The sequence below is a fragment of the Streptomyces sp. NBC_01016 genome (genome assembly GCF_026341035.1).
Lineage (GTDB): Bacteria > Actinomycetota > Actinomycetes > Streptomycetales > Streptomycetaceae > Streptomyces.
The window spans coordinates 92,816-119,462 of record NZ_JAPEOQ010000002.1; the positions used below are offsets into that span (position 1 = coordinate 92,816).

Genomic DNA, 26,647 nt, shown 5'->3' on the forward strand with positions numbered 1-26,647 from the left:
GTACAACCCTCTGCACCGCCCGAGTGTCGTACTGGGTGTCGGAACACCCAGGGGGGCGATCTGGGGGGATCGGGGTTCCGGCGCAGGAGGGGGAGAGCCCGAGGGGCCCGGTCCGCGGACCGGGCCCCTCGCAGGGTTTTCGGGGTGGGGCAGGCCTACTAGGGCCTGTCGTTTGGATCAGGCCGGAGTCGGGCCTGGGTCAGAAGAAGACTCCGCAGCGCAGCAGCACGTTCGCGTACGGACGTGCCTCTCCCGTGCGGACGACGAGCCGCGCGTGCGCCGACAGCGCCTTCAGCTCCTCGTGCGTGACGAAACCGAGGGGCTCCAGACGGTCCTGGAGGAGCTCGGCGGTGTCCGGGTTCGCCTCCCGCACCTCGCGGGCCGCCGTGGCCGCCTCCACCACCAGCTCGTCGAGCAGCCCGTCGAGGACCTCCGCGAAGGACGGCACACCGGCCCGGAACGCGAGGTCGACGACGCGCGGTCCTGCCGGGATCGGCATGCCCGCGTCGCAGATCAGCACTCCGTCGCCGTGCCCCAACTCGGCTATGGCGCCCGCCAGATGACGGTTGAGTATTCCGGCCTTCTTCACAGCGACCCGACCTCCTCGGCGGTCGGGTACGAGGCCTGCGCGCCCTCCTTGGTGACCGCGGCCGCGCCGACCTTCGCCGCGTAGGCGGCCGCGTCGGCGAGCGATTCGCCGGTGCCGAGCCGCCACGCGAGCGCCGCCGTGAACGCGTCACCGGCGCCGGTCGTGTCGACGGCCTTCACCTTCACCGCCGCGACCCGCTGCGAGCCCGCCGCGTCCGCGACGAGCGCGCCCTCGGAGCCGAGGGTGACGACGACCGAGCGCGGGCCGAGCGAGAGCAGCTGCCGCGCCCAGTCCTCGGGGTCGTCGCCGAGGTCCGTACCGGCGATGACCTTCGCCTCGTGCTCGTTGACGATCAGCGGGTCGCAGGCCGCGAGCACCTCGTCGGGGAGCGGGGCGGGCGGCGAGGGGTTGAGGACGAGGCGGGCGCCGTCCGCGAGATTGCGGACCACCTCCGCGACCGTATCCAGCGGGATCTCCAGCATCATCGAGACGACCTGCGCCCCCGCGAACAGCTCGCCCGCCGCCCGTACGTCCTCGGGCGTGAGCCGACCGTTCGCGCCCGGCGACACCACGATCGAGTTGTCGCCGGACGGGTCCACGGTGATCAGGGCGACCCCGGTGGGCGCCCCGCCGACCAGCACGCCGGACGTGTCCACGCCCGCCGCCTCCATCGAGTCGCGCAGCAGCCTGCCGTGCCCGTCGTCGCCGACCCGCGCGAGCAGCGCCGTACGAGCGCCCAACTTGGCGGCGGCGACCGCCTGGTTGGCGCCCTTGCCGCCGGGGTGGGTCGTCAGGTCGGAGCCGAGAACGGTCTCGCCCGCGGCCGGCCGCCGGTCGACGCCCACCACCAGGTCGGCGTTGGCCGACCCGACGACGAGGAGGTCGTACGTGTTCATGTTGTGCCTTTCTTCGTACGTCACCGCAAAGGGTACGAGAGCCGCCGAACGGGGCCGGTCACTCGTGGTCCGTCACTTGAAGTCGGCGACGTTCTTCGCCGTGACGACCTTCACGGGCACCTTCACCGCCGAGGAGATCTTCTTGTCCTTCGCCGCGGCGATCGCGTTCTGCACGGCCATCTTTCCGAGCTCGCGCGGCTGCTGGGCCACGGAGGCGTACAGCGTGCCCGCCTTGACCGCCTTGAAGCCGTCGGGCGTGCCGTCGAAGCCGATGACGGGGACGGACTTGCCGGCCTTCGAGCCGAGCGCCTTGATCGCGCCGAGCGCCATCTCGTCGTTCTCGGCGAAGACGCCGTCGACGTCGGGGTGCGACTGGAGCATGTTCGTCATGACGTCCAGGCCCTTGGTGCGGTCGAAGTCCGCGGGCTGCTTGGCGACGACCTTGATGCCCGGGTAGTTCTTGATCCCCGCGGCGAAGCCCGCGCCGCGCTCACGGCTGGCGGACGTACCGGCCTGGCCCTGGAGGACCGCGATCTTGCCCTTGCCGCCCAGCTTGTCGGCCATGATCTTCGCGGCCTGCTTGCCGCCCGCGACGTTGTCGGAGGCGACGAGGGTCGCGGCCTTCGCCTTGTTGACGCCGCGGTCGGCGGCGACGACGGGGATGTCGGCCTTGTTGGCGGTGCGCACGGACGGGCCGACGGCGTCGGAGTCGACCGGGTTCACGATGACGGCGCTGAGCCCCTCGCTCGTGAAGTTCTGGAGCTGGTTGGCCTGCTGCGAGGCGTCGTTCTGCGCGTCAGTGACGGTCAGCTCGACGCCCTGCTTCTTCGCCTCGGCCTGGGCGCCCGCCCGCATCTCGGTGAAGAACGGGTTGTTGAGCGTGGAGACGGCCATGCCGAGCTTGAGGTCCTTCTTGCCGCCGGAGGAACCGGTGTTGTTCCACACCGCGAGGCCGCCGACGATCGCGATGGCGACCACGGCCGCGAGCACGTACTGCATCCGCTGCCTGGGCCCACCGGTCCCGGCACCCGCGGAGGCCGGCTGCGCACCGGCCTTGCGACGCGCCGTGTCGAGCAGCACCGCGAGGGCGATCACGACACCGATGACGACCTGCTGCCAAAAGGCGGACACCGAAAGGAGGTTGAGGCCGTTGCGGAGCACGGCGAGGATCAGCGCGCCGATGAACGTGCCCGACGCCTTGCCCGTACCACCGGCCAGCGAGGCGCCGCCGATGACGACGGCGGCGATGGCGTCCAGCTCGTAGCCGTTCGCGGCCTGCGGCTGCGCGGAGGCGAGACGGGAGGCGAGCACGATGCCGGCGACGGCCGCGAACAGGCCGGACAGGCCGTAGATGACGAGCTTCTGCCGCTTCACGCGCAGACCGGAGAGGCGGGCCGCCTCCTCGTTGCCGCCGATCGCGTACATGGACCGGCCGATGAACGTACGGGCGAGGACGACCGCCGTGATGAGCCCCATCACGATCATCACGATGACCGGCACGGGCAGCCAACCGCCCAGCGTGTCACCGAGCTTGGAGACCGAGTCGGGGAACGGGATCGGCGAACCCTGCGAGATCACCAGGGACAGACCGCGCCCGACCGACAGCATCGCCAGCGTCGCGATGAACGGCGGGAGCTTGCCGTACGAGATGAGCAGGCCGTTGACGAAGCCGCAGGCGACACCCGTGACGACGGCGAGCAGCACGGCTATCACCACCGGCACGCCCTCGCTCGTGGCCGCCCACGCGAGGACGGTCGCCGACAGCGCGGCCACCGAGCCGACCGACAGGTCGATGCCCGCCGAGACGATGACGAAGGTGACACCGAACGCGAGGATCGCGGTGACGGCCGCCTGCACGCCGACGTTCAGCAGGTTCTGGGTGGTCAGGAAGTCGCCGGACATCAGCGACATGGCGACGACCAGGACGACGAGCGCGGTCAGCGCGCCGTTGTCGAGGAGCAGCCGCAGCAGGCTCCCGTTGTTCTTGGCCTGTGGCTTGTTGAGTGTCTCAGTGGTCACGGGAGCCCTCCTCTTCGAAGGCGTTGTGCTGCTGGTTGTCGGTGTTCTGGTTGCTGACGGCGAGGGCCATCACGGAGTCCTGCGTGGCCTCCTCGGCGGCGAGTTCACCGGCGATGCGTCCCTGCGCCATCACAAGGACCCGGTCGCTCATGCCGAGGACTTCGGGGAGATCGCTGGAGATCATGAGCACGGCGTGCCCTGCGGCGGTCAGCTCGTTGATGAGCTGGTAGATCTCGACCTTCGCGCCGACGTCGATGCCGCGCGTCGGCTCGTCGAGGATCAGCACCTTGATGTCCGCGAGCAGCCACTTGCCGATGACGACCTTCTGCTGGTTGCCGCCGGACAGGGTGCGCACGTGCTGGCCCAACCCGGCCATCCGGACGCCCAGTTGCTTCGCGATCCGCTCGGCGGCGTCGTGCTGGCCCTGCCGGTCCACGAACCCTGCGCGGGTCGCCGCCCGCATGGTGACGAGCCCCAGGTTCTCCTCCACCGACTGGTCGAGGACGAGGCCCTGCCCCTTGCGGTCCTCGGGGACGAGCCCGACCCCCGCGGCCATCGCGGCGATGACGTCGTGCCGGGGGAGCGCGCTGCCCGCGACCTCGACGGAGCCCGAGTCGTACGGGTCGGCGCCGAAGACGGCCCGTACGACCTCGGTACGTCCCGCGCCCACGAGCCCCGCGATGCCGACGACCTCGCCGGCTCGCACCTCGAAGCCGACGTCGTGGAAGACGCCGTCCCGGGTCAGACCCTCGACCTTCAGCAACGCGCCGGCCGTGTCCTGTGCGTCCGGGCGTTCGCGCGGGTACTGCTGGTCGATGGAGCGGCCCACCATGAGGCGGACGAGCTCGTCCTCGGGGGTGGCGGCGGGCACCTGGCCCACGCTGCGGCCGTCTCGGATGACCGTCACCCGGTCGCCGAGCGCGCCGATCTCCTCCAGGTGGTGGGTGATGAAGACGACGCCGACGCCGTCCTCGCGCAGCTGCCGCACGATCGCGAACAGCTTCTCGACCTCTTCGGAAGTGAGCACGGCGGTCGGCTCGTCCATGATGAGCACGCGCGCATTCAGGCTGAGGGCCTTCGCGATCTCCACCATCTGGAGCCGGGCGATGCCCAGTTCGCGCACCCGCGCGCGTGGCGACACCTTCACGCCCACGCGCGCGAGGAGCTCCTCGGCGTCCGCTTCCATCTTCTTCCGGTCGATGAGACCGAAGCGGCGCGGCTGGCGCCCCAGGAAGATGTTCTCGGCGACGGTCAGATCAGGAACGAGATTGAACTCCTGATAGATCGTCGCGATGCCGAGCCGTTCGGCGTCCTGCGCACCATGGATGCGGACCTGCTCGCCACCGACGGTGATACGGCCCTCGTCGGGCGTATAGGCACCGGAGAGCATCTTGATCAGCGTGCTCTTTCCGGCCCCGTTCTCACCGAGCAGTACGTGCACCTCCCCGCGGCGCAGGTCGAAGTCGACGCTGTCGAGCGCGACCACGCCGGGGAAGGTCTTCCGTATCCCTTCGATACGCAGCAACTCTTCGGAGCTGCTCATCCGTTGCTCCTCTCCATTGAGGTGGGCGTGTGGGGGGCTTGTTGCGTGTGGGGGGTCTCGCCGATCTCGCCTGTCTCGCCGCAGGAGCGTCGTACGACGAGGTGGGCGGGGAGGATGACCGACTCGGGCACCCGCCCCTCGATGCGGTCGACCAGGGCGCGCACGGCGGCCCGGCCGAGGTCCTTGGTCGGCTGGGCGATCGCCGTGATGGGCGGATCGGTGTGCACGAACCACGGGATGTCGTCGAACGCGGCGACCGCGATGTCGTCCGGGACGCGCAGCCCGCGCGCGCGGATGGCGTCGAGCGCGCCGAGCGCCATGAGGTTGTCGGCCGCGAAGACGACCTGGGGCGGCTCGGGCAGATCGACGAACGCCTCGGTCACCCGCCGCCCGCTGTCCGCCTGGAAGTCGCCCTGCCCTATGTAGGCGTCCGGAAGCTCGATCTCGTACGAGGCGAGGGCCTCCCGGAAGGCGTCGACGCGCTCGCTGCCGGTCGTGGTGGCGGCCGGGCCCGCGATGATCGCGAGGCGGCGGTGCCCGAGCCGGTGCAGGTGGGCGACGAGGTCCCGGACGGCCGCCCGCCCGTCGGAGCGCACCACGGGCACGTCCACGCCGGGGATCCACCGGTCGACAAAGACCATGGGCGTGCCCGCGCGGGCCGCGTCCAGCATCAGCGGCGAGGCGCCGTCGGTGGGGGACACGAGCAGGCCGTCGATGCGCCGGTCGAGCAGCGTGCGTACGTGGTGGTCCTGGAGCTCCGGCCGCTCGTCGGCGTTGCCGATGATCACGCTGTAGCCGAGCCCGCGGGCCTCGTCCTCGACGGAGCGGGCGAGCTCACCGAAGTACGGGTTCAGCACGTCACTGATGACCAGGCCGAGCGTGCGGGTCTGCGCGGTGCGCAGCGAACGGGCCACCGCGTTGGGCCGGTAGCCGAGCGACTCCACGGCGGCGAGCACGCGGGTGCGGGCGTCCGGGCTGACGGACGGGTGGCTGTTCAGGACCCGGGAAACCGTGGCGACGGAAACGCCGGCCGCGGCCGCGACATCCTTGATACTCGCCATCGCCGGCCACCTCCTTGTGGCTACGTGGAATCGATTACATCGATCTGCATGAGGGATTGGAATCGATTACATGGGGTGGGGGCAAGGGGGTGGGAGTGGTCGTGACGGGATCGTGATCGTGATCGGCCGATCAAGCCCCGCTCTTCGACGAGAGCCCGCGGGGTCCGGGGCGGAGCCCGGGGCGTAACGCCGTCGCCGGACGGGATTGTCGGTGGCGCGTGCGAAGGTGGAACTCATTGCGAAGCAATGAGTCATGGATGACGGAGACGGAGCAACGGACGTGAACCACGCGCAGCTCACCGCACTAGGCCGCGCCCTCCGCGTGCTCGGCGAGCACGGCGAGAAGCTCACCGGCGACACCCCGGACGACGTGCTGCACGAGGTCCGCGGCGACCTGACCCGCGCCCTCGACCAGCTCGACGACGCGGTGTCCGGCGAGAAGCCCACGACCCGCTGCAAGGAGCACCCCTACGGCCCGGTCGAGGAGTCCGCCCCCGACCTGTGCCTGTTCTGCGAGACCCGCCGCCGCAAGGCCCGCCGCTCCCAGATCTCGGGCGCCCCCGGCCCGGCGGCCCGCTCCGCCGAGGAGGGCCCCGTGCTCTCCCGCTACGGGACGCGCGAGGACCGCCCCCAGCCCCAGCAGCGCTGGATCCCGGAGATGTGGAACGGGCAGGTGTGGCAGCTCTGCGGCACCCCCCGCCACGACCGCCGCGAGGCGGACCTCTACCTGGCGGCCCAGCGCCGCCGCCCGGACGCGGCGATGGCGTACCGCCTGGTCCACGAGTTCACGGACTACGAGGTCGTCCGCGTGTGGGGCACGCCGGTGAGGGTGGATCCGGAGCCGATGGGCGGGGTGTGATCCCCGCCGGCAGAGGCCGGGGCCGGGTGACCCCTCCCGCGTTGTCGGACCCTCCCGCTAACGTCGGATCATGGCGAAGCAGCAGGAGGCTGCCGGAGCGCGGCAGATGGCGCGGCTCGAGGGCGTCCTCGAGCGGATCACGTACGCCAACGAGGAGACGGGGTACACGGTCGGCCGGGTCGACACCGGCAGGGGCGCAGGGGACCTGCTGACCGTCGTCGGCTCGCTGCTCGGGGCGCAGGTGGGGGAGTCGCTGCGGATGGAGGGCCGTTGGGGCTCCCACCCGCAGTACGGCAAGCAGTTCACGGTCGAGAACTACACGACGCTGCTGCCCGCGACCATCCAGGGCATCCGCCGCTATCTCGGATCCGGCCTGGTCAAGGGCATCGGACCCGTCTTCGCCGACCGCATCACGCAGCACTTCGGGCTCGACACCCTCGACATCATCGAGCAGGAGCCGAAGCGGCTGATCGAGGTGCCGGGGCTCGGCCCCAAGCGGACGAAGAAGATCGCCGACGCGTGGGAGGAGCAGAAGGCCATCAAGGAAGTGATGGTCTTCCTCCAGAGTGTCGGCGTCTCCACCTCCATCGCCGTGCGCATCTTCAAGAAGTTCGGCGACGCGTCGATCTCCGTCGTGAAGAACCAGCCGTACCGCCTCGCCTCCGACGTCTGGGGCATCGGATTCCTCACCGCCGACCGCATCGCCCAGTCCGTCGGCATCCCGCACGACAGCCCGGAGCGGGTCAAGGCCGGTCTCCAGTACGCCCTTTCGCAATCCACCGACCAGGGGCACTGCTTCCTGCCCGAGCAGCGGCTCATCGCCGACGCCGTGAAGCTGCTCCAGGTCGACACCGGCCTCGTCATCGAGTGCCTCGCCGAACTGGCCCTGCCCGACGAGGATTCCGGCGAGCCCGGCGTGGTACGCGAGACGGTGCCGGGCGAGGACGGGGAGCCGGTCACCGCGATCTACCTGGTCCCCTTCCACCGGGCCGAACTCTCCCTCTCCGCCCAGCTGCTCAGACTGCTGCGCACGGAGGACGACCGGATGCCCGCCTTCCAGGACGTCGCGTGGGACAAGGCGCTCGCGTGGCTCGCCGACCGCACGGGGGCGCAGCTCGCTCCCGAGCAGGAGGAGGCGGTCAAGCTCGCGCTCAGCAAGAAGGTGGCCGTGCTCACCGGCGGCCCCGGCTGCGGAAAGTCCTTCACCGTACGGTCCGTTGTGGAGCTGGCCCGCGCCAAGCGCGCCAAGGTCGTGCTCGCCGCTCCCACCGGGCGTGCCGCCAAGCGGCTCGCCGAGCTGACCGGGGCCGAGGCGTCGACTGTTCACCGGCTGCTCGAATTGAAGCCGGGCGGGGACGCCGCGTACGACAAGGAGCGGCCGTTGGACGCCGACCTTGTGGTCGTGGACGAGGCCTCCATGTTGGATCTGCTGCTCGCCAACAAGCTGGTGAAGGCGGTGCCGCCCGGGGCGCATCTTCTGTTTGTGGGGGATGTGGATCAGTTGCCGAGTGTGGGGGCCGGTGAGGTGCTGCGGGACATGCTCGTCGAGGGGAGCCCTGTGCCCGCTGTGCGGCTCACCCGGATTTTCCGGCAGGCTCAGGAGTCCGGTGTCGTCACCAATGCGCACCGGATCAACTCCGGCCAGCAGCCCCTTACTTCGGGGCTCAAGGACTTCTTCCTGTTCGTGGAGGACGACACCGAGGAGGCCGGGCGGCTCACCGTCGACGTCGCGGCCCGCCGGATCCCCGCCAAGTTCGGGCTCGACCCGCGGCGCGACGTCCAGGTGCTCGCGCCGATGCACCGCGGCCCCGCCGGCGCCGGGAATCTCAACGGGCTGCTCCAGCAGGCGATCACGCCGGGGCGGCCCGAGCTTCCCGAGAAGCGGTTCGGTGGGCGTGTGTTTCGGGTGGGGGACAAGGTCACCCAGATTCGGAACAACTACGAGAAGGGGGCGAACGGCGTCTTCAACGGCACGGTGGGCGTCGTCACGTCCCTCGACGCCGAGGAGCAGAGGCTCACCGTCCGCACCGATGAGGACGAGGAGGTCCCCTATGACTTCGACGAGCTGGACGAGCTGGCGCATGCCTACGCTGTGACCATCCACCGCTCCCAGGGCAGCGAGTACCCGTGCGTGGTGATCCCCGTCACGACGGGAGCCTGGATGATGCTCCAGCGCAACCTCCTCTATACGGCGGTCACCCGCGCCAAGAAGCTCGTCGTCCTGGTCGGTTCGCGCAGAGCGATCGGCCAGGCGGTGCGTACGATTTCGGCCGGAAGGCGGTGTACCGCCCTGAATTTCCGGCTGTCGGGTGCCGTTGCTCAAAAGATTTGATCGATCAAGTGAGTCACGAAGGTCACAAGCACTTCCGGAACCAGGGCGAAGGGGGCAGGATGAGCAAGTTGACGGCACTGAGTGCCGTCAATGAGCCCAATGGGCGACCCCGAGTGCACTCTGCTGGGCCAAGTGGGGGAAGGTAGAGACAGTCAGGGCACCTCGAAGAAGAGGCACTACGTCGGTGAGGGATGACGTGAGCGAGCAGAACGAGAAGGCTGTAGTACTCCAGTACGGCGACGACGAGTACACCTACCCGGTGATCGACAGCACCGTGGGCGACCAGGGCTTCGACATCGGGAAGCTGCGGGCCCAGACGGGCCTGGTGACCCTCGACAGCGGATATGGCAACACAGCCGCCTATAAATCCGCGATCACCTATCTCGACGGTGAGCAGGGCATCCTGCGTTACCGCGGGTACCCGATCGAGCAGCTGGCCGAGAACTCGACGTTCACCGAGGTCGCCTACCTGCTGATCAACGGCGAGCTCCCGACGGTCGACGAGCTCTCCACCTTCAAGAACGAGATCACCGGGCACACGCTCCTGCACGAGGACGTGAAGCGGTTCTTCGACGGCTTCCCGCGGGACGCCCACCCGATGGCCATGCTGTCCTCCGTGGTCTCCGCGCTGTCCACCTTCTACCAGGACAGCCACAACCCGTTCGACGAGCAGCAGCGTCACCTCTCGACGATCCGCCTGCTGGCGAAGCTGCCGACGATCGCGGCGTACGCCTACAAGAAGTCGATCGGCCACCCGTTCGTCTACCCGCGCAACGACCTCGGCTACGTCGAGAACTTCCTGCGCATGACGTTCTCCGTGCCGGCCCAGGAGTACGTGCCGGACCCGGTCGTCGTCTCGGCCCTCGAGAAGCTGCTCATCCTGCACGCGGACCACGAGCAGAACTGCTCGACGTCCACGGTGCGCCTGGTGGGCTCGTCGCAGGCCAACATGTTCGCGTCGATCTCCGCCGGTATCTCCGCGCTGTGGGGTCCGCTGCACGGTGGCGCCAACGCGTCCGTCTTGGAGATGCTCGAGGGCATCCAGGCGGCCGGCGGCGACGTCGACGAGTTCATCCGCAAGGTGAAGAACAAGGAAGACGGCGTGAAGCTCATGGGCTTCGGGCACCGCGTCTACAAGAACTTCGACCCGCGGGCGAAGATCATCAAGGCGGCGGCGCACGATGTCCTCTCGGCGCTCGGCAAGTCCGACGAGCTGCTCGACATCGCGCTGAAGCTGGAAGAGCACGCGCTGGCCGACGAGTACTTCGTCGAGCGCAAGCTCTACCCGAACGTCGACTTCTACACCGGCCTGATCTACCGGGCCATGGGCTTCCCGACCGAGATGTTCACGGTCCTCTTCGCCCTCGGCCGCCTTCCGGGCTGGATCGCCCAGTGGCACGAGATGATCAAGGAGCCGGGTTCGCGCATCGGCCGCCCGCGCCAGATCTACACGGGCGTCGTCGAACGCGACTTCCTCCCGGTCGAGCAGCGCTGACTTCACTGCTTCCCGCAACGCCGGTTGGGCACATCAAGCCCCGCCGGCGATTGAGGCGCGGGGTCCGGGGCAGAGCCCCGAGTCCGTAACCCCTCCAACCGAAACGTTGGGTAGGTCGCGGCCCCCGCACCTCCCGGTCAACCTGCGGCAAGCAGAAAGCGCCCCGCTGTCGGTCCCCCCACGGGCCGACAGTCGGGGCGCTTTCCTTTACCCGGGTCGGATTCCCCCCACGGGATCCGGCCTGGGGGTCTTTGGTGCGTCGGCCGCCGGAACACGTACCGCCGGGCGGGCCGCTCAAGCTTCCCGGCGCACGTGCCCCGGCCAACGCTGTCGGGACCGTCCCCCAAGACGGGTCCCTCCGATGCGGAAACGTCCCCCAAGACGTTCCTGCATCGCCTCCTTAGACTCACGAGAGCCGCAAAGGGTTACGTCCAGACCAATGTGATCTGCGTCTCTTGCATATGTCCCGTGCGTCCGCAAGGGGTCCGATATGTGGATATCGGCCTCTGTGGGGGAGTGCTGCAATTGTGCCGTGTGGATTGTGTGGAGGTCCAGGGATCTCGGCAGGTCTCTACGTGAATCTGCGCAGCCGCAGGCTGTTCGTCACCACGAAGACCGACGAGAAGGCCATCGCCGCTCCCGCGATCATCGGGTTCAGCAGGCCGGCCGCGGCGAGCGGGATCGCCGCGATGTTGTAGCCGAAGGCCCAGCAGAGGTTGCCCTTGATCGTGGCGAGGGTGCGGCGCGAGAGCCGGATCGCGTCCGCGGCCACGCGTAGATCGCCGCGGACGAGTGTCAGGTCGCCGGCCTCGATCGCCGCGTCCGTGCCGGTGCCCATGGCCAGGCCCAGGTCGGCGGTGGCCAGCGCGGCGGCGTCGTTGACCCCGTCGCCGACCATCGCGACGCTGCGGCCCTCGGCCTGAAGGCGCTTGATCACGTCGACCTTGTCCTCGGGCATGACCTCCGCGATCACGTCCTCCTCGGCGATGCCCACCGCGCGGGCGACCGAGTCCGCCGCGGCGCGGTTGTCGCCGGTCAGGAGGATCGGTGTGAGGCCCAGGGAGCGGAGGGCGGTCACCGCCTCCGCGCTCGTCTCCTTGACCGCGTCCGTGACCGTCAGGACGCCGCGGGCCTCGCCGTCCCAGGCGACCGTGACCGCTGTGCCGCCGGTCGCTTCCGCGGCGGTGCGGGTTCTGGTGAGTTCGGGTGGCAGGGGGATGCCGTGTTCCTTGAGCAGTCGCTCGCGGCCTACGAGGACGGTGTGGCCCTCGACCGTGCCGCGTACGCCCAGGCCGGGGGTGTTGGTGAAGTCCGTTGCCCGGGGGAGTTCGCCTGCGTGGTCGGCTGCTCCTGTTGTGATTGCTCGGGCCACCGGGTGTTCTGAGGCGTGTTCCAGGGCGCCTGCCAGGCGGAGGAGGTCTTTTTCGTCGGTGGTGGTCGAGTGTGCGGCCGTGAGGGTCATGTGGCCCGTGGTGACCGTTCCGGTTTTGTCCAGGACGACCGTGTTGACCGTGCGGGTTGATTCCAGGACCTCGGGGCCCTTGATCAGGATGCCCAGGCTTGCGCCGCGGCCCGTGCCGACCATGAGGGCCGTGGGGGTGGCCAGGCCGAGGGCGCAGGGGCAGGCGATGATCAGGACGGCCACTGCTGCTGTGAAGGCGGATGTGGTGTTGCCGGTGGTGAAGAGCCAGGTGAGCAGTGTGCCCGAGGCGATCAGTAGGACCACCGGGACGAAGACCGCGGAGATTCTGTCCGCCAGGCGTTGGACCTGGGCCTTTCCTGTTTGGGCCTCCTCTACGAGCTTCGCCATGCGGGCGAGCTGGGTGTCCGCGCCTACGCGGGTGGCCTCCACGACGATGCGGCCCGCGGCGTTGACGGTCGCGCCGGTGACGGGGTCTCCGACGGTGACGTCGGTGGGGATCGACTCGCCGGTGAGGATCGAGGTGTCCACGGCGCTTGTGCCCTCGGTGACCGTGCCGTCCGTGGCGATCTTCTCGCCGGGGCGGACGACGAAGCGGTCGCCGGGCTTCAGGTGGTCGGCCGGGATGCGTGCTTCGGCGCCGTCGGGGGTGAGGAGGGTGACTTCCTTGGCGCCCAGGTCGAGGAGGGCGCGCAGGGCGGCGCCGGCGGCGCGCTTGGCGCGGGCCTCCAGGTAGCGGCCCAGGAGGATGAAGGTGACCACGCCCGAGGCCACTTCCAGGTAGATGGGTGGTGTGGGTGGCGTGTTGAGGAACAGTGCCCACAGGGACCAGCCGTAGGCGGCGAGTGTGCCCAGGGAGACGAGGGTGTCCATGGTGGCCGCGCCGTGTCGCAGGTTCGTCCATGCGGCACGGTGGAAGGGGAGGCCGCCCCAGACGACGACGGGGGACGCCAGGGTGAGCGACAGCCATTGCCAGTTGGTGAACTGGAGGGCCGGGATCATCGCCATGAGGATCACGGGGGTGGCGAGGAGTGCGGAGACCGTGAGGCGTTGGCGGAGTGGTGTCGGGCGGTCGGCCGTGGGCGCCCTGGTTTTGTCCGTGGGTGCGGGGCCGCGTCGGGGTACCTCCTCGGCCACCGGGGCGGGCGCCTCCGGGAACTGCGATTCCGCGAGTGGTGCTTCTGCGGAGTCCTGCGGGGGCACCCCGACGCGTCCCCTCCCTCGCATCGGCGGCCGACTGTCTGATTCCGCTCCCTGTTCGACCTCGGCGGCGGACGCTGTCTGGGCGAGGCGTTCTGCCGTGTAGCCGAGTTTTGTGATCGTGGTGATCAGGGATTCGGGGGTGACCTCGGGTGTGTGGGAGACCTTGGCCTTTTCCGTGGCCAGGTTGACCGTTGCTGTCACGCCCGCGATGCGGTTGAGCTTCTTCTCGATGCGGGCGGAGCAGGAGGCGCAGGTCATGCCCCCGATGGCCAGGTCGAGGTGTTCCGTGGGGCGTGGTGCGTCGTCCGTCATGGTGGTGCCGAGCGTACGGGCGGGGGCCGGTGGTGGAGGTTCCGGCCCCGGCCGTGCGGCTCAGACGAGCTCGTAGCCCGCCTCGTCCACCGCCGCGCGGACCGCTTCCTCGTCGAGCGCGGCGGTGGAGACGACCGTGACCTGGCCGGTGGCGGCGCTCGCCTGGACCGAAGTGACGTCGGCGAGCTCCGAGATCTCACTGGACACCGCGCCCTCGCAGTGGCCGCACGTCATGCCCTTGACCTCGTACACGGCCGTGAAGGCGCCCTCGGTGGCCGCGGCGTCGGTGTGGCAGGCGCCGCCGCAGCAGGAACCGGCGGACTCGGTGTCGGCCTGGGGGAGCTCGGTGTGGGCGCTCATGACGTACTCCTTGGTGGTGAGGGGCATCTCCTGATGCGATCGACTCTATACCCCTAGGGGGTACTTTTCCAAGAAGGGTCCCGGCGGGCGAGTGAGCGCACCCAGGTGAGTGCCAGGAGCGTGATGATGACCAGTCCGCCGACCGAGAAGAGCGTGAAGAGGTGCTGCTGCGCGTCGGTCGGCTTGGGGATGTAGCCCTCGGCGAAGAGGGTGCGGTCCAGGTCCGTGGTGGTGAGGCGGGCCACCAGCCAGATCGCGATGCCGTGCATCGAGTCCCAGAGGGCGTGGAGGAGGGAGACGCCCAGGTAGGTGAGGATTACCGGCGTTGTGAAGCGGTAGCCGCCGTTCGGCTTGCGGAAGGAGAGGAGGACTGCTGCTGAGATCGCTGTCCACAGGCCGTGGCCGAAGGGGGCGAGCAGGCCGCGGAGGACCTCTGTTTCCAGGAGGGCGCGCAGGTCGATGCCCTTCATGGTGATCGCCGCGTTGAACGCGTAGCCCGCGCTCTCGAAGGCCGCGAAGCCGAAGCCGACCGTGGCGCCCAGGACCAGGCCCGCGCGCAGTCCGCTGATGCGCGGGTGGCGGTGCAGTACGTAGACGAGGGCGAGCAGCTTGGCCGCCTCCTCGATCAGGCCGACGGCCACGAACATCCAGACCGAGGGGTGTACGAGGTAGTACTCCATGACCGATGCGCCGAGTACGCCCAGGATGCCGCCCACCAGGAAGCAGCCCAGGATCAGGCTCACGCCCAGGTCGCGGCCGTGCCGCTCGTACGCCCACAGCACGAAGACCGCCGGGGTGAGGAAGCTGCCCAGCAGGATGAGGGTGGGGAGCAGGGTGGTGTTCTGGGTCGCGTACGTGACGATCGCCGTCAGCACCCATAGTGCGAGGCCGCCCCAGAGGCAGCGCTTCCAGAGGCCGGGGCGGATCTGCGGGCCCGGCGGGGGCGGCTGCTGGGGGATTCGGGCCTGGGGTGCCCCGTAGGGCGGCTGGGGCTGCGTCACTGAGATCCCTCCGGCTTGCCGGTAACTTACGGTCACCTTGGGTGATTTGTCCGAAGTTTATGGCGAGGCCGGATGTGTCGCAGTGTGGGCGCCGGGTCGTGCGGACGCACGGCCCGGCGCTGCCGGGTCAGTCCTTGCGGCCCCGGTTGCTCGGGCGGGAGGCCACCCAGGCGCGGACCGTGTCGGCGTACCAGTAGGGCTTGCCCGCCTCGACGTGGTCGGGTGGGGGCAGCAGGCCGTGCTTGCGGTATGAGCGGACGGTGTCGGGCTGTACGCGGATGTGCGCGGCGATGTCCTTGTACGACCAGAGCCTGCGGTCGTTCATCGGTGGCTCCTCCCTGGCGGCGCTCACGGCGGCTCGGGGGTGCCGGCGTGATCAACTCAGCCTGTGCCCGGAGAACGACGTGAACCGGGGTGAAGGGAGGGCCTGTGGGGCCTCTGTGACGCAGAACCCGCGTAGGCCTGACATGTGTGACGCGATGGGGGCGTTTGTGACGCGAATGAAGCAAAGGGGGCGTGCTGTGGGCGCATGCTCCGGCGCGTAAGTGGATAGGGGCGGCGTCAAACCCCGCAGGAACGCAGGTAGCGGCGTGTGCGGTCGGCGATCGGGAGCGGGCGGTCCGGCTCGCACGGGTACATGTCCTGCTCGACGATCGCGAACAGGTCGATGTCGAGTTTGCTCGCGGCGGCCAGTACCGGCTCCAACTCCGGTACCCCGCGCGGAGGTTCGACCATGACGCCCTGTGCCACGGCCGGGCCGAAGGGTGTGCCCTGTTCGTGGACGGTGGCGAGGACCGCCGGGTCCACCTGCTTCAGGTGCAGATAGCCGATCCGCTCCCCGTACGTCTCGATGAGCTTGACGCTGTCGCCGCCGCAGTACGCGTAGTGGCCCGTGTCCAGGCACAGTGACACGAGGTCGGGGTCGGTCGCGTCGAGGAGGCGGGTCACGTTCTCCTCTGTGTCGATGTGGGTGTCGGCGTGCGGGTGGAAGGCCAGTTTCAGGCCGTAGCGGTCGCCGATTTCGCGGGCCAGGCGTTCGGTCTGTGTGGACAGGTTGTGCCACTGGTCAGGGGTGAGGGTGGAGTCCTCCAGGACCTCGCCCGTCTTGTCGTCGCGCCAGAAGGAGGGGATGACGACCAGGTGCTCCGCGCCCATCGCCCGGGTGAGTTCGGCGATGGAGGACACGTGGTCCCAGGTCTTCTCCCATACCGCGGGGCCGTGGTGCAGGCCCGTGAACACCGTGCCCGCCGACACCTTCAGGCCGCGGCGGCCCGTTTCCTCGGTGAGTACGCGCGGGTCCGACGGCAGATAGCCGTACGGGCCCAGCTCGATCCACTCGTACCCGGCCTCGGCCACCTCGTCGAGAAAGCGCTGGTACGGGACCTGCTGCGGGTCGTCGGGGAACCAGACGCCCCAGGAGTCGGGGGCCGAACCGATGCGGATGCGCGAGGGCGTGGTCGTCATGGACTCAAGCCTTGAGCCGTTCGGAGAGGGGTGTCAAGACGTGGTCCGAATGTCAGGACAAAGTGTTGACAGGGGGCTCTGGTGGGGCTAGATCTGGCGGGGCGACGGAGATTGCAGGGCGTCGTACCGAAGGGGATGGAGCCGGGCTTGAGTGAGGCAGAGGGCGTCGACCTCCGGTGGCTTGCCCGTGTGCGGGCCGAGGATCCGGGGGCGGTCGCCGAGGCCGCGGGCCGGCGGGAGCGGCGGGCGCTGCTCGGAGCGGGGCGGCGGTTGATGATCGTGGCCGCCGACCATCCGGCCCGGGGTGCGCTCGGCGTCGGGGAGCGGGCGTTCGCCATGGCCGACCGGGCCGATCTGCTGCGCCGGTTGTGCGTCGCGCTGGCCAGGCCGGGCGTGGACGGGGTGCTGGCCTCCGCCGATGTGGTCGAAGACCTTTTGTTGTTGGGGGTGTTGGACCGCAAGGTCGTCATCGGGTCCATGAACCGGGGCGGGCTCGCCGGGGCGTCCTTCGAGCTGGACGACCGGTTCACCGGGTATCGCGCCGAGGATCTGGAGCGGTTCGGCTTCGACGCCGGGAAGTTGTTGCTGCGGATCGATCATGAGGATCCGGGATCCGGGTCCGTGCGGACGTTGGAGGCTGCCGCCCGTGCCGTCGATGCCATGGCCGCGCGTCGGCTGCCCGTCTTCGTCGAGCCGTTCCTGAGCCGTCGCGATCCCGAAACCGGGCTGCTGCGAAACGACTTGAGTCCCGAGAGCGTCATCACGTCGATCGCTGTCGCCTCCGGGCTCGGCGGCACCTCCGCGTACACCTGGCTGAAGCTCCCGGTCACCGACGACCCCGACGACATGGCCCGGGTCATGGAGACCTCCGCCCTGCCCGCCGTGCTGCTCGGCGGCGACATCAAGGACGGCGATCAGGACGCCACGTACGAGAAGTGGCGTGCCGCGCTTCAACTGCCCACGGTTCAGGGGCTCGTGGTGGGGCGCTCGCTGCTCTACCCGGCCGACGGGGATGTCGCGGCCGCCGTCGACACGGCCGTGGGCCTGCTGCGCACCACGCGTGCGGACACCTAGGAGGAGAGTAGAGGGATGACGCACCTTCCACGCGGTAGTGCGGCCGACGGGCCCTACGCCCTGTCCGTCGACCCCGACAAGGTCGGCTGGGCCCGGGCAGGGCTGCGGATCCTCGAACTCCGGGCCGGGCAGACGCACGCCTTCGACACCGGGGAGAGCGAGTGGATCGTGCTGCCGCTCTCCGGCGGATGTTCCGTCCGCGCGGAAGGGATGAACCTTGAACTGGCGGGCAGGGGCAGCGTATTCAGCGGAGTGAGTGACTTCGCCTACGTACCGCGCGACACCAGCGTGGAGATCTCCTCCGGTGCGGGAGGCCGGTTCGCCCTGGCAGGAGCGAAATGCGGTCGACGACTCCCCGTCCGCTACGGCCCCGCGCCGGAGGTTTCCGTCGAGGACAGGGGCGGCGGCCAGAGCGCACGGCAAGTGCGCAACTTCGCCGCCGCCGACGCCTTCGACTGCGATCAGCTCATCGCCGTAGAGGTGATCACCCCTGGCGGGAACTGGTCCTCGTACCCGCCGCACAAGCACGACGAGCACCGGCCGGGCGAGGAGGCGCTGCTCGAGGAGATCTATTACTTCGAGATCGAGGGGCCCGAGGGCGGGGCCGCGGATTCGTCCCCGGGGTACGGGTATCAGCGTGTCTCCCCGTCCCGGCCCGGCGGCACCGATCTCCTCGCCGAGGTCCGCTCCGGCGACACCGTGCTCGTGCCCGACGGCTGGCACGGTCCTTCGATCGCCCAGCCGGGGCACGCCATGTACTACCTGAATGTCATGGCGGGGCCGGGGGACGAGCGGGAGTGGCGGATCTGCTTCCACCCCGATCACGTGACGGAGGGATACCGATGAAGACCAGCACCACTCGCCTCACCGTCGCCCAGGCCCTCGTCCGCTTCCTCGCGAACCAGTACACGGAGCGCGACGGCGCCCGGCAGCGGCTGATCGGCGCCACCTGGGGCATCTTCGGCCACGGCAACGTGGCCGGGCTCGGGCAGGCGCTCCTCCAGTACGGCGACGACATGCCCTTCCACCAGGGCCGCAACGAGCAGGCGATGGTGCACGCCGCCGTCGGCTATGCCAGGCAGTCCGACCGGCTGTCCACGCACGCCGTCACCACCTCGATCGGGCCCGGCGCCACCAACCTCGTCACCGGCGCCGCCCTCGCCACCATCAACCATCTGCCCGTACTGCTGCTGCCTGGTGATGTGTTCGCGGCCCGGCCAGCCGATCCCGTGCTTCAGCAGCTCGAAGTGCCGTACGCGGGTGATGTGTCGGTCAATGATTGTCTGCGGCCCGTGTCGAAGTATTTCGACCGGGTCGAGCGGCCCGAGCAGCTGATTCCGGCCGCCTTGCAGGCCATGCGTGTGCTCACCGATCCCGTCGAGACCGGCGCCGTCACGCTCGCGCTGCCGCAGGACGTGCAGGCGGAGGCGTACGACTGGCCGGACGACTTCTTCCGGGAGCGGGTGTGGGTCGTGCGTCGGCCTGAACCGGATGCCATCGAACTCGCCGCTGCTGTACGGGAGTTGAAGAACGCTCGGCGGCCGCTCGTCGTCGCCGGTGGCGGGGTGCATCACAGTGGCGCCGAGGGTGCCCTGGAGGACTTCGTCGACGCCACCGGGATTCCCGTCGCCTCCACCCAGGCCGGCAAGGGCTCGCTGCTGCACGATCACCCCGCCGACGTCGGCGGCATCGGGCACACCGGGACCGCCACCGCCAACGAACTCGCCCGCACCGCCGACCTGGTGATCGGCATCGGCACCCGGTACACGGACTTCACGACGGCCTCCGCCACCCTCTTCGCGAACCCCGACGTCCGCTTCCTGAACCTGAACGTCGCGGCCTTCGACGCCCACAAGCTGTCCGCGCAGCCGCTCGTCGCCGACGCCCGCGCGGGGCTTGCCGCGCTGAGCGGGGCGCTCGGCGGGGCGTACCGGGCCGAGCCCGCGTACGTCGCCGAGTACACCGAGGACAAGGAGCGCTGGGAGCAACGCGTCGACGCCTGCTTCGCCGCCGAGGACGAACTCGTACGTCCGACCCAGGCACAAGTCCTGGGTGTGATGGACGAGTTGGTCACCGGGGACGACATTCTCATCAATGCGGCCGGGTCGCTCCCCGGCGATCTGCACAAGCTGTGGCGGGCCCGCTCCCGCGACCAGTACCACGTCGAGTACGGGTACTCCTGCATGGGCTACGAGATCCCGGCCTCGCTCGGTGTCGCGCTCGCCGCGCCCGGCCGGCCGGTGTGGGCGCTCGTCGGCGACGGCACGTATCTGATGCTGCCGACGGAGATCGTGACCGCAGTGCAGGAGGGCATTCCCGTCAAGGTGGTCATTCTGCAGAACCACGGGTACGCCTCGATCGGCGGTCTGTCCGCCTCTGTGGGGGCCGAGGGCTTCGCCACGCAGTACCGGTTCGCGGGGGAGCAGGGGGCGTACGCGGGCGCGCCGCTGCCCGTCGACCTCGCCGCCAACGCGGCCAGCCTCGGGATGACGGTGCATCGCGCCAAGACCGTGCGTGACCTGCGCGAAGCGCTCGCCGTCGCGCGTGCCGCGACCCGCCCCACATGTGTCTACGTGGAGACCGAAACGGCAGACACAGTGTCGGGCCCGCCTCCCGCGCAGGCGTGGTGGGATGTTCCTGTGGCCGAGACGGCGGAGCGCAGCGCCGCGGTCAAGGCCCGCGAGGAGTACGACCGGCGCGCCGCCGGTCGACGCCGTCACCTCTGAGAAGTACGTAGCCGTCACAGGAGTTGCCCGTATGTCTGACACGAAGTTGGTCCACCACTGGATCGGCGGCAAGACCGTCGAGGGCGCGTCGGGCAATCACGGCCCGGTGACCGACCCGGCGACCGGCGCCGTCACCACGCACGTCGACTTCGCGAGCGTCGAGGAGGTGGACGCGGCCGTCGCCACCGCCAAGGAGGCGTACAAGTCGTGGGGCCTGTCCTCGCTCGCCAAGCGCACCGAGATCCTCTTCCGGTTCCGCGCGCTGCTCGACGCCAACCGTGACGCGATCGCCGAGCTGATCACCGCCGAGCACGGCAAGGTGCACTCCGACGCGCTCGGCGAGGTCGCCCGCGGCCTGGAGATCGTCGACCTGGCCTGCGGCATCAACGTGCAGCTCAAGGGCGAGCTGTCCACGCAGGTCGCCACCAACGTGGACGTGTCCTCGATCCGCCAGCCGCTCGGCGTCGTCGCCGGCATCACGCCGTTCAACTTCCCGGCCATGGTGCCGATGTGGATGTTCCCGATCGCCATCGCGACCGGCAACACCTTCGTCCTCAAGCCCTCCGAGAAGGACCCCTCGGCCGCCGTCAAGATCGCCGAGCTGCTCACCGAGGCCGGCCTGCCCGACGGCGTCTTCAACGTGCTGCACGGCGACAAGGTCGCCGTCGACCGCCTCCTGGAGCACCCGGACGTCGCCGCCGTCTCCTTCGTCGGCTCGACCCCGATCGCCCGCCACATCCACGCCACGGCCTCCGCCAACGGCAAGCGCGTGCAGGCCCTCGGCGGCGCCAAGAACCACATGCTGGTCCTCCCGGACGCCGACCTGGACGCGGCCGCCGACGCCGCGGTCTCGGCCGCGTACGGCTCGGCGGGCGAGCGCTGCATGGCGATCTCGGCGGTCGTCGCGGTGGGCTCCATCGCCGACGAGCTCGTCGCGAAGATCAAGGAGCGCGCCGAGAAGATCAAGATCGGTCCCGGCAACGACCCGACCTCCGAGATGGGCCCGCTCATCACGGCCGCCCACCGCGACAAGGTCGCCTCCTACGTGAAGGGCGCGGCGGCCGAGGGCTGCGAGGTCGTCCTCGACGGCAGCGACTACACGGTCCCCGGTTTCGAGGACGGCCACTGGGTGGGCCTGTCGCTCCTCGACAACGTCCCCACGACCGCCAAGGCGTACCAGGACGAGATCTTCGGCCCGGTCCTGTGTGTGCTGCGCACGGAGACGTACGAGGAGGGCGTGGCCCTCATGAACGCGTCCCCGTTCGGCAACGGCACCGCGATCTTCACGCGTGACGGTGGCGCCGCCCGCCGCTTCCAGCTGGAGATCGAGGCCGGCATGGTCGGCGTGAACGTGCCGATCCCGGTGCCGGTGGGCTACCACTCCTTCGGTGGCTGGAAGGACTCGCTCTTCGGCGACCACCACATCTACGGCAACGACGGCACGCACTTCTACACCCGCGGCAAGGTCGTCACGACCCGCTGGCCGGACCCGGCCGACGCCCCCGCCGGTGTGGACCTGGGCTTCCCCAGCAACCACTGAGGGCCCTGCGCAGTCCGGAGTACGGACAGTTCGCTGTGAACTTCAGCGCTCCGGCTGCGGTTCCCGTACGTAGGGGATGAACCGGGCAGCGTAAGCCGACTCCCGTGAGGGCCTTGGATAGCAAGGTCATTCACGGGAGTCGCTGCATCTATCCCGGACGACTTTGCGAACACCTAAAGAATCGCGTGCAGTTGGCGCAAGCGGTGGTGCGGATTCCGAAGGCGAACAGGCGTTGACGTTCGGATATCGGCGAGGTTGCATGACGCCTCCCTGTCGCACGAGCCGATCGGATCCGCTTCATGACCGACACGCTTCGCCCCGTCGCCGCCCCGTCCCCGCCAGAGGCGGCACCCCAGGAGCAGAAGCTCAAGCGTTCCATCGGCGTCGTCGGAGGCACCCTGCTCACGCTGTCCTGCGTGACGCCCGCCTCCTCGCTCTTCGTCGTCGTCCCCGACCTGTTCGGCAGCCTCGGCACCGCCACCGCGCTCACCATCGCCGTCGGCTCGCTGATCTGTATCGGCGTCGCCTTCCTCTACTCGGAGCTGGGCACCCTCATCCCCAGCGCGGGCGGCGAGTACGCCATGGTGTCGACGCTGGCCGGGCGCCTGGCGGGCTGGCTGGTCTTCGTCCTGTCCCTGCTGGTCGTCTTCATCGTGCCGCCGGTGATCGCGATGGGCACGGCCGACTACCTGGAGCCGCTGATCCACCTCGACCCGGCGATGGCGGGCGCGGGCGTGATGCTGCTGTCCACCCTCGCGGGCCTGCTCGACCTGCGCGCCAACGCGTGGATCACCGGCATCTTCCTCGTCCTTGAGGTCATCGCGGCGGCCCTCGTCGCGGTCCTCGGCTTCGCGCACGCCGAGCGCGGTGTCGGCTCGCTCGGCTCGATGCAGGTCGCGGGCGCGAACGGACACACGGACGCGGTGACGGGCATGCTCGTGGTCTCCGGCCTCGCCATCGCCCTCTTCGTCACCCAGGGCTTCTCCACCGCCGTCTACCTCTCCGAGGAACTGGAGAACCCGCGCAAGTCCGTGGCCCGCACGGTCCTCGCCACGCTCGCCATCTCCACCGTCGTCATCCTCGTCCCGGTCGTCGCGATCACGATGGGCGCGAAGGACATCTCGGCGCTCACCTCGGGCGACATCAGCACCATGGTCGTGGCCTGGTCGAACTCGGCGGTCGGCGCGTTCGTCTCGCTCTGCGTCGCGCTCGCCATCATCAACGCGGGCATCGTCATGGTCATCCAGAACTCCCGCGTCCTGTTCGCCTCGGCCCGCGACAAGGCCTGGCCGGGACCGGTCAACAACGCGCTGTCCCGGCTCGGCCGCTTCGGCTCGCCGTGGGTCGCGACCCTGGCCGTCGGCGTCCCCGGCGCGGCCCTCTGCTTCGTCAACCTCGACACCCTGTACGGCGTGACGGGCGTCTCCGTCACCGGCATGTACCTGCTGGTCGCGGTGGCCGCCCTGTTCGCCCGCCGCGGCGCCCACAAGGACAGGACGGCCTGGCGGATGCCCCTGTGGCCGGGGATCCCCGTGGTCCTGATCGCGCTGATGATCTACATCCTGATCGAACAGGAGGTCACGTACCTGCTGTGGACGGGCGGCATCATGGCGGTGGCGACGCTGTACTGGGCCTTCTACCTGAGGCCGAGGCAGGAGACGCGGTGGTTGGTGTCGGTCCCGACCGATTGATTCGACTCGATCCCCGAGGCCGTCACCACAGCTGACCGGTCTCCACCGGGAGGCCGGTCGCCAACGACGAGTTGCCGGCCACGCCCACCGCCAGGGCAAGCGCCCCGTCGCGGGCCGTGGCGCCCTTCCCCGCGGCCGGCGCCGCGCCCTCGTCGGAGCCGTCGCCCAGGGGTCCGAAAAGCTCCTTCAGCATGCGGAGGTCCCCGCCGCCGTGGGAGCCCGCCGACCACTCGTACGGGATCTCCCGCGGTGCCTCCCACAGCGGGCGCAGCAGGATCGACGTGCGGCCGGGGCGGTCCATGACCACTCCGCCGTGCGACGCCCCCGCCCCGCCGGAGGCAACCCGTGGGGGCTGCCACGTGTTCTCCTCGACCTCCAGCTCCAGGCGTCCGGCCGTGCCGTTGAACATCACCCGGTAGCCCTCCCAGGGGGAGTACGCCGTGAGGTGGTACGTCATCGTGGCCCCGGAGTCGTAGCGGACCAGGACCGAGAGGTCGTCCTCGACGTCGATGGCGTCGCCGAAGACGTTGCGGTCGCGGACGTAGTCGGAGTCGCCCGCCGCTTCCGCTTCCACGTAGAGGGACTTGAGGTGCGGGTCGTCGGCGAGGTGGATGGCGTATGGGTCGTTGGAGGCCTCGGACGAGCCGTGTGCGCGGACGTAGTCGCGGCGGAGGCCGGTTCGCTCGCCGTTGTCGCGGCCGTAGAAGACGAGGCCGCCCTCCGCGTACACGCGTGAAGGGGCCGCGCCCAGCCACCAGTTGACCAGGTCGAAGTGGTGGCCCGACTTGTGGACGAGGAGGCCGCCGCTGTGCTGCTTCTCGCGGTGCCAGCGGCGGAAGTAGTCGGCGCCGTGGCGGACGTCGAGGAGCCATTCGAAGTGGACGGAGCGGATTTCGCCGATCGCGCCGTCGTGCAGCAGCTGCCAGACCTTCTCGTGGGCCGGGTTGTAGCGGTAGTTGAAGCCGACGGAGAGCTCGCCGCCGGTGCGGTCCACCGTTTCGAGGATCGAGCGGCACTTCTCCGCGTCCGTCGTCATCGGCTTCTCCGTGACGACGCGGCAGCCCGCTTCGAGGGCCGTGTTGATGTACGTGTGGTGGGTCGCGTCGACCGTGGTGACGAGGACCTCGTCGATCCGGTGCGTGCGCAGGGCCTGCGCGAAGTCGCTCGGGTCGCAGGCGGCCGCCTCCGGTGCGCCGAGCTCCGCGAGCACCCGGTTGTGGTGGGCGATACGGGTCGGGCTCGGGTCCGCGAGGAGGGCTACGTCGTAGTGGGGGCGGGCGCCCAGGGCCTTGGTGTACATCTGGGCACGGTGGCCGGTACCGATGATCGCGGCGCGCTTCATGGAGGTCAGGATTCCTTTCGGGGGGCTGGGCCTGTGGAGCGGCGGACTATCAACTCGCTGTCCAGGGTGAGCTCTTCGGGTACGCGGCTCGGGTCGTCGAGGAGTCGCAGCATCAGGTCGACGGCGCGTTCGCCGAGCGCGTCGAGCGGGATGCGGACCGAGGTGAGGGCGGGGGTGGCCGTGGTGGCGAGGAGGGTGTCGTCGGCGCCGACGACGCTCACGTCGTCCGGGACGCGGACCCCGCGGTCGGCGAGGCGGGAGAGTACCCCCAGTGCCATCAGGTCGTTGTGTGCGACGATCGCCGTCGCGCCCGCCGCCAGGGCCAGGTCGGCGACCTGCGCGCCCGTGTGGAACTTGGGCTCGTGCGGGCCGAACTCGGTTACTTTCAGCTCCAGTTGCTCGGCCGCGTAACGGACCGCGTGGCCGCGCTGCTCGCTCGACCAGGAGTTGCGGGCCCCCAGGATCAGGGCGAGGTGGCGGTGGCCGAGCGCGTGCAGATGCGCCACGGCCTGGCGCAGGCCGTCCTCGCTGGGCGCGACCACGGACGACACGCCGGACACGCTCCGATTCACGGCGACGCTCGGCACCTGCCGGACGACTTCGCCGAGCCGGGCGCCGTCCATCCTCGGGGCGACGAGCAGCAGCCCGTCCACCTGGCGGGCCAGCGTCAGCGCCAACTCGTACTCGTCGTCGGGGTGTTCGTCGGTGTCCGCGAGGAACACGGCGTAGTCCTTGCGGCGGGCGCGGGCCTGGACGGCCTTCACGATCACCGCGAAGAACGGATTGGCGATGTCGGGCACGATGAGGCCGAGCGTGCGGGTTCGCCCTTCGGCGAGGGAGCGGGCGATGCGGCTGGGGCGGTAGCCGAGCCGTTCCGCTGCCGCGAGGACCCGGGCGCGGGTGTCCGGCCGGACCTGGTGCGGGGAGGCGAAGCAGCGGCTGACGGTGGAGGGCGAGACACCGGCCGCGTCCGCGACATCTTCGGCGCTGGGGGCTGCGCCGCTTGACCGGTCGTTACTGCGCATGGCGTGTCCCCTCACGTGGTCGTTTTCGCGAGTGCGCCACGGGTGGGCGGGTTTGCGTCGGCGGGTGTCGTCGCGTCGTGGTTTGCGCCCCGCGGCGGAGCCGCAGATCGACACTGCCCCGCGCCCCTGGGGCGTCGGTCCACCGCCACTGCCGCAAGTGCCAGCACACCCGTCACCAGTGGTGCCAGGATCGTCAACTGCCAGACGCAGACCGCCGATACGAGGACCGCCCCCGCGAGCATCGCCGAGCCCCGCGGATCCCGCCCGGGCCGCGCCCAGCGACCCGTCGAGGACCAGGTGGACGCCATCCGGACCTGGTACACGACCACCGATCCCGCCGCTCCCGCGATCACCAGCGCGAGCAGCCAGAAGAACGGCAGGTCACCCGCGGACGCGGCCAGGCGCAGGTCCGCGCCCAGGAAGCCGAGGACCGCAAGGCCCACCGTCCCCACCGCGGAGCCGCCCGGCAGCGCCGCCCGCCAGTCCGCCGCGAACCGGCGGGCCGTGCCGGGCGACGGGCCGTCCGGCACACAGCGACGTACCGCCGCGCAGCCCGCCGCCATCGCCGCCGGCCACGTGACCAGCAGCAGGGAGCCCGCCGCCACCAGCAGACCGATCCACAGCACCTCCGCGAAGAGCGTGAACCGCTCGCCGTACGGGGTGTCGCGCCGCGTCACCGTGCCCGTGCCGGTCAT

21 protein-coding genes are annotated in these 26,647 nt (G+C 70.0%); 8 read left to right on the plus strand and 13 right to left on the minus strand.

Translation table 11 applies throughout. The annotated features are described in order from the left end of the window. Positions 1–199 precede the first annotated feature (199 nt). From rbsD to OG746_RS27245, 5 genes are all read right to left on the minus strand, one after another. On the minus strand, positions 200–589 hold the full coding sequence (gene rbsD, locus OG746_RS27225; RefSeq protein ID WP_266719393.1) for a D-ribose pyranase: 390 nt from the start codon (positions 587–589) through the stop codon (positions 200–202). After that, the gene (gene rbsK, locus OG746_RS27230; RefSeq protein ID WP_266719395.1) at positions 586–1,485 is read right to left on the minus strand and encodes a ribokinase; all 900 of its coding nucleotides are present in this window, start codon (positions 1,483–1,485) and stop codon (positions 586–588) included. Before rbsK ends, rbsD begins: the two co-directional genes overlap by 4 nt. Positions 1,486–1,557: 72 nt before the next feature. Beyond that, the gene (locus OG746_RS27235; protein WP_266719397.1) at positions 1,558–3,504 is read right to left on the minus strand and encodes an ABC transporter permease/substrate-binding protein; all 1,947 of its coding nucleotides are present in this window, start codon (positions 3,502–3,504) and stop codon (positions 1,558–1,560) included. Beyond that, a complete protein-coding gene (locus OG746_RS27240) occupies positions 3,494–5,047 on the minus strand; it encodes a sugar ABC transporter ATP-binding protein (protein WP_266719399.1) in 1,554 nt (517 codons plus the stop codon). Before OG746_RS27240 ends, OG746_RS27235 begins: the two co-directional genes overlap by 11 nt. Then, the gene (locus OG746_RS27245; RefSeq protein WP_266719401.1) at positions 5,044–6,108 is read right to left on the minus strand and encodes a LacI family DNA-binding transcriptional regulator; all 1,065 of its coding nucleotides are present in this window, start codon (positions 6,106–6,108) and stop codon (positions 5,044–5,046) included. Before OG746_RS27245 ends, OG746_RS27240 begins: the two co-directional genes overlap by 4 nt. Before the next feature lie 280 nt (positions 6,109–6,388). Here OG746_RS27245 and OG746_RS27250 point away from each other — a divergent pair, with 280 nt between their 5' ends. The 3 genes from OG746_RS27250 to OG746_RS27260 all read left to right on the plus strand — a co-directional run bounded on the left by OG746_RS27250 (position 6,389) and on the right by OG746_RS27260 (position 10,794). Next, positions 6,389–6,967 carry a hypothetical protein gene (locus tag OG746_RS27250; RefSeq protein WP_266719403.1) on the plus strand — a complete coding sequence of 193 codons (579 nt, stop codon included), beginning with the start codon at positions 6,389–6,391 and terminating at the stop codon, positions 6,965–6,967. A gap of 70 nt (positions 6,968–7,037) precedes the next feature. Next, a complete protein-coding gene (gene recD2 / locus OG746_RS27255) occupies positions 7,038–9,299 on the plus strand; it encodes an SF1B family DNA helicase RecD2 (RefSeq protein ID WP_266719405.1) in 2,262 nt (753 codons plus the stop codon). A gap of 184 nt (positions 9,300–9,483) precedes the next feature. Next, entirely contained in the window at positions 9,484–10,794 is a 1,311-nt protein-coding gene (locus OG746_RS27260; protein ID WP_266719407.1) for a citrate synthase, read from the plus strand. A gap of 571 nt (positions 10,795–11,365) precedes the next feature. Here OG746_RS27260 and OG746_RS27265 read toward each other — a convergent pair. From OG746_RS27265 to OG746_RS27285, 5 genes are all read right to left on the minus strand, one after another. Beyond that, complete coding sequence (locus tag OG746_RS27265) at positions 11,366–13,729, minus strand: heavy metal translocating P-type ATPase (RefSeq protein WP_266719409.1); 2,364 nt, start codon at positions 13,727–13,729, stop codon at positions 11,366–11,368. A 60-nt stretch (positions 13,730–13,789) separates the two neighbouring features. After that, entirely contained in the window at positions 13,790–14,089 is a 300-nt protein-coding gene (locus tag OG746_RS27270; protein ID WP_266719411.1) for a heavy-metal-associated domain-containing protein, read from the minus strand. Between the two features lie 53 nt (positions 14,090–14,142). Beyond that, complete coding sequence (locus tag OG746_RS27275) at positions 14,143–15,090, minus strand: PrsW family intramembrane metalloprotease (protein ID WP_266719412.1); 948 nt, start codon at positions 15,088–15,090, stop codon at positions 14,143–14,145. 127 nt (positions 15,091–15,217) lie between these two features. Then, complete coding sequence (locus OG746_RS27280) at positions 15,218–15,415, minus strand: helix-turn-helix transcriptional regulator (protein WP_266719414.1); 198 nt, start codon at positions 15,413–15,415, stop codon at positions 15,218–15,220. 236 nt (positions 15,416–15,651) lie between these two features. After that, positions 15,652–16,554 (minus strand): sugar phosphate isomerase/epimerase family protein, encoded by a 903-nt coding sequence (locus OG746_RS27285; RefSeq protein ID WP_266719416.1) that lies wholly within the window; start codon positions 16,552–16,554, stop codon positions 15,652–15,654. 147 nt (positions 16,555–16,701) lie between these two features. On the opposite strand from OG746_RS27285, the gene OG746_RS27290 reads away from it, so the two are divergent. From OG746_RS27290 to OG746_RS27310, 5 genes are all read left to right on the plus strand, one after another. Continuing rightward, positions 16,702–17,628, plus strand: coding sequence for a Cgl0159 family (beta/alpha)8-fold protein (locus OG746_RS27290; RefSeq protein ID WP_266719417.1), 927 nt, complete (start codon positions 16,702–16,704; stop codon positions 17,626–17,628). Between the two features lie 15 nt (positions 17,629–17,643). Further along, complete coding sequence (gene iolB / locus OG746_RS27295) at positions 17,644–18,474, plus strand: 5-deoxy-glucuronate isomerase (RefSeq protein WP_266719419.1); 831 nt, start codon at positions 17,644–17,646, stop codon at positions 18,472–18,474. Further along, entirely contained in the window at positions 18,471–20,354 is a 1,884-nt protein-coding gene (iolD, locus tag OG746_RS27300; RefSeq protein WP_266719421.1) for a 3D-(3,5/4)-trihydroxycyclohexane-1,2-dione acylhydrolase (decyclizing), read from the plus strand. Before iolB ends, iolD begins: the two co-directional genes overlap by 4 nt. Before the next feature lie 31 nt (positions 20,355–20,385). Continuing rightward, positions 20,386–21,894, plus strand: a complete 1,509-nt coding sequence (mmsA, locus tag OG746_RS27305; protein WP_266719423.1) for a CoA-acylating methylmalonate-semialdehyde dehydrogenase — start codon at positions 20,386–20,388, stop codon at positions 21,892–21,894. A gap of 299 nt (positions 21,895–22,193) precedes the next feature. Further along, positions 22,194–23,585, plus strand: coding sequence for an APC family permease (locus tag OG746_RS27310; protein ID WP_266719425.1), 1,392 nt, complete (start codon positions 22,194–22,196; stop codon positions 23,583–23,585). Between the two features lie 22 nt (positions 23,586–23,607). Here OG746_RS27310 and OG746_RS27315 read toward each other — a convergent pair whose 3' ends face one another. The 3 genes from OG746_RS27315 to OG746_RS27325 are packed head-to-tail and all read right to left on the minus strand — an operon-like array spanning position 23,608 to position 26,647. Then, positions 23,608–24,927, minus strand: coding sequence for a Gfo/Idh/MocA family protein (locus OG746_RS27315; protein ID WP_266719427.1), 1,320 nt, complete (start codon positions 24,925–24,927; stop codon positions 23,608–23,610). Positions 24,928–24,932: 5 nt separating this feature from the next. Beyond that, entirely contained in the window at positions 24,933–25,952 is a 1,020-nt protein-coding gene (locus OG746_RS27320; protein ID WP_266719429.1) for a LacI family DNA-binding transcriptional regulator, read from the minus strand. An 11-nt stretch (positions 25,953–25,963) separates the two neighbouring features. Then, positions 25,964–26,647: a hypothetical protein gene (locus tag OG746_RS27325; protein WP_266719431.1), complete on the minus strand. Its 684-nt coding sequence runs from the start codon at positions 26,645–26,647 to the stop codon at positions 25,964–25,966.

Coding starts and splice junctions, on each gene's coding strand:
- mmsA (WP_266719423.1), top strand. CDS start 20,386: ATGTCTGACACGAAGTTGGTCCACCACTGGATCGGCGGCAAGACCGTC.
- OG746_RS27310 (WP_266719425.1), top strand. CDS start 22,194: ATGACCGACACGCTTCGCCCCGTCGCCGCCCCGTCCCCGCCAGAGGCG.
- OG746_RS27265 (WP_266719409.1), bottom strand. CDS start 13,729: ATGACGGACGACGCACCACGCCCCACGGAACACCTCGACCTGGCCATC.
- OG746_RS27280 (WP_266719414.1), bottom strand. CDS start 15,415: ATGAACGACCGCAGGCTCTGGTCGTACAAGGACATCGCCGCGCACATC.
- OG746_RS27240 (WP_266719399.1), bottom strand. CDS start 5,047: ATGAGCAGCTCCGAAGAGTTGCTGCGTATCGAAGGGATACGGAAGACC.
- recD2 (WP_266719405.1), top strand. CDS start 7,038: ATGGCGAAGCAGCAGGAGGCTGCCGGAGCGCGGCAGATGGCGCGGCTC.
- OG746_RS27315 (WP_266719427.1), bottom strand. CDS start 24,927: ATGAAGCGCGCCGCGATCATCGGTACCGGCCACCGTGCCCAGATGTAC.
- iolD (WP_266719421.1), top strand. CDS start 18,471: ATGAAGACCAGCACCACTCGCCTCACCGTCGCCCAGGCCCTCGTCCGC.
- rbsK (WP_266719395.1), bottom strand. CDS start 1,485: ATGAACACGTACGACCTCCTCGTCGTCGGGTCGGCCAACGCCGACCTG.
- OG746_RS27245 (WP_266719401.1), bottom strand. CDS start 6,108: ATGGCGAGTATCAAGGATGTCGCGGCCGCGGCCGGCGTTTCCGTCGCC.
- iolB (WP_266719419.1), top strand. CDS start 17,644: ATGACGCACCTTCCACGCGGTAGTGCGGCCGACGGGCCCTACGCCCTG.
- OG746_RS27325 (WP_266719431.1), bottom strand. CDS start 26,647: ATGACCGGCACGGGCACGGTGACGCGGCGCGACACCCCGTACGGCGAG.
- OG746_RS27270 (WP_266719411.1), bottom strand. CDS start 14,089: ATGAGCGCCCACACCGAGCTCCCCCAGGCCGACACCGAGTCCGCCGGT.
- OG746_RS27285 (WP_266719416.1), bottom strand. CDS start 16,554: ATGACGACCACGCCCTCGCGCATCCGCATCGGTTCGGCCCCCGACTCC.
- OG746_RS27320 (WP_266719429.1), bottom strand. CDS start 25,952: ATGCGCAGTAACGACCGGTCAAGCGGCGCAGCCCCCAGCGCCGAAGAT.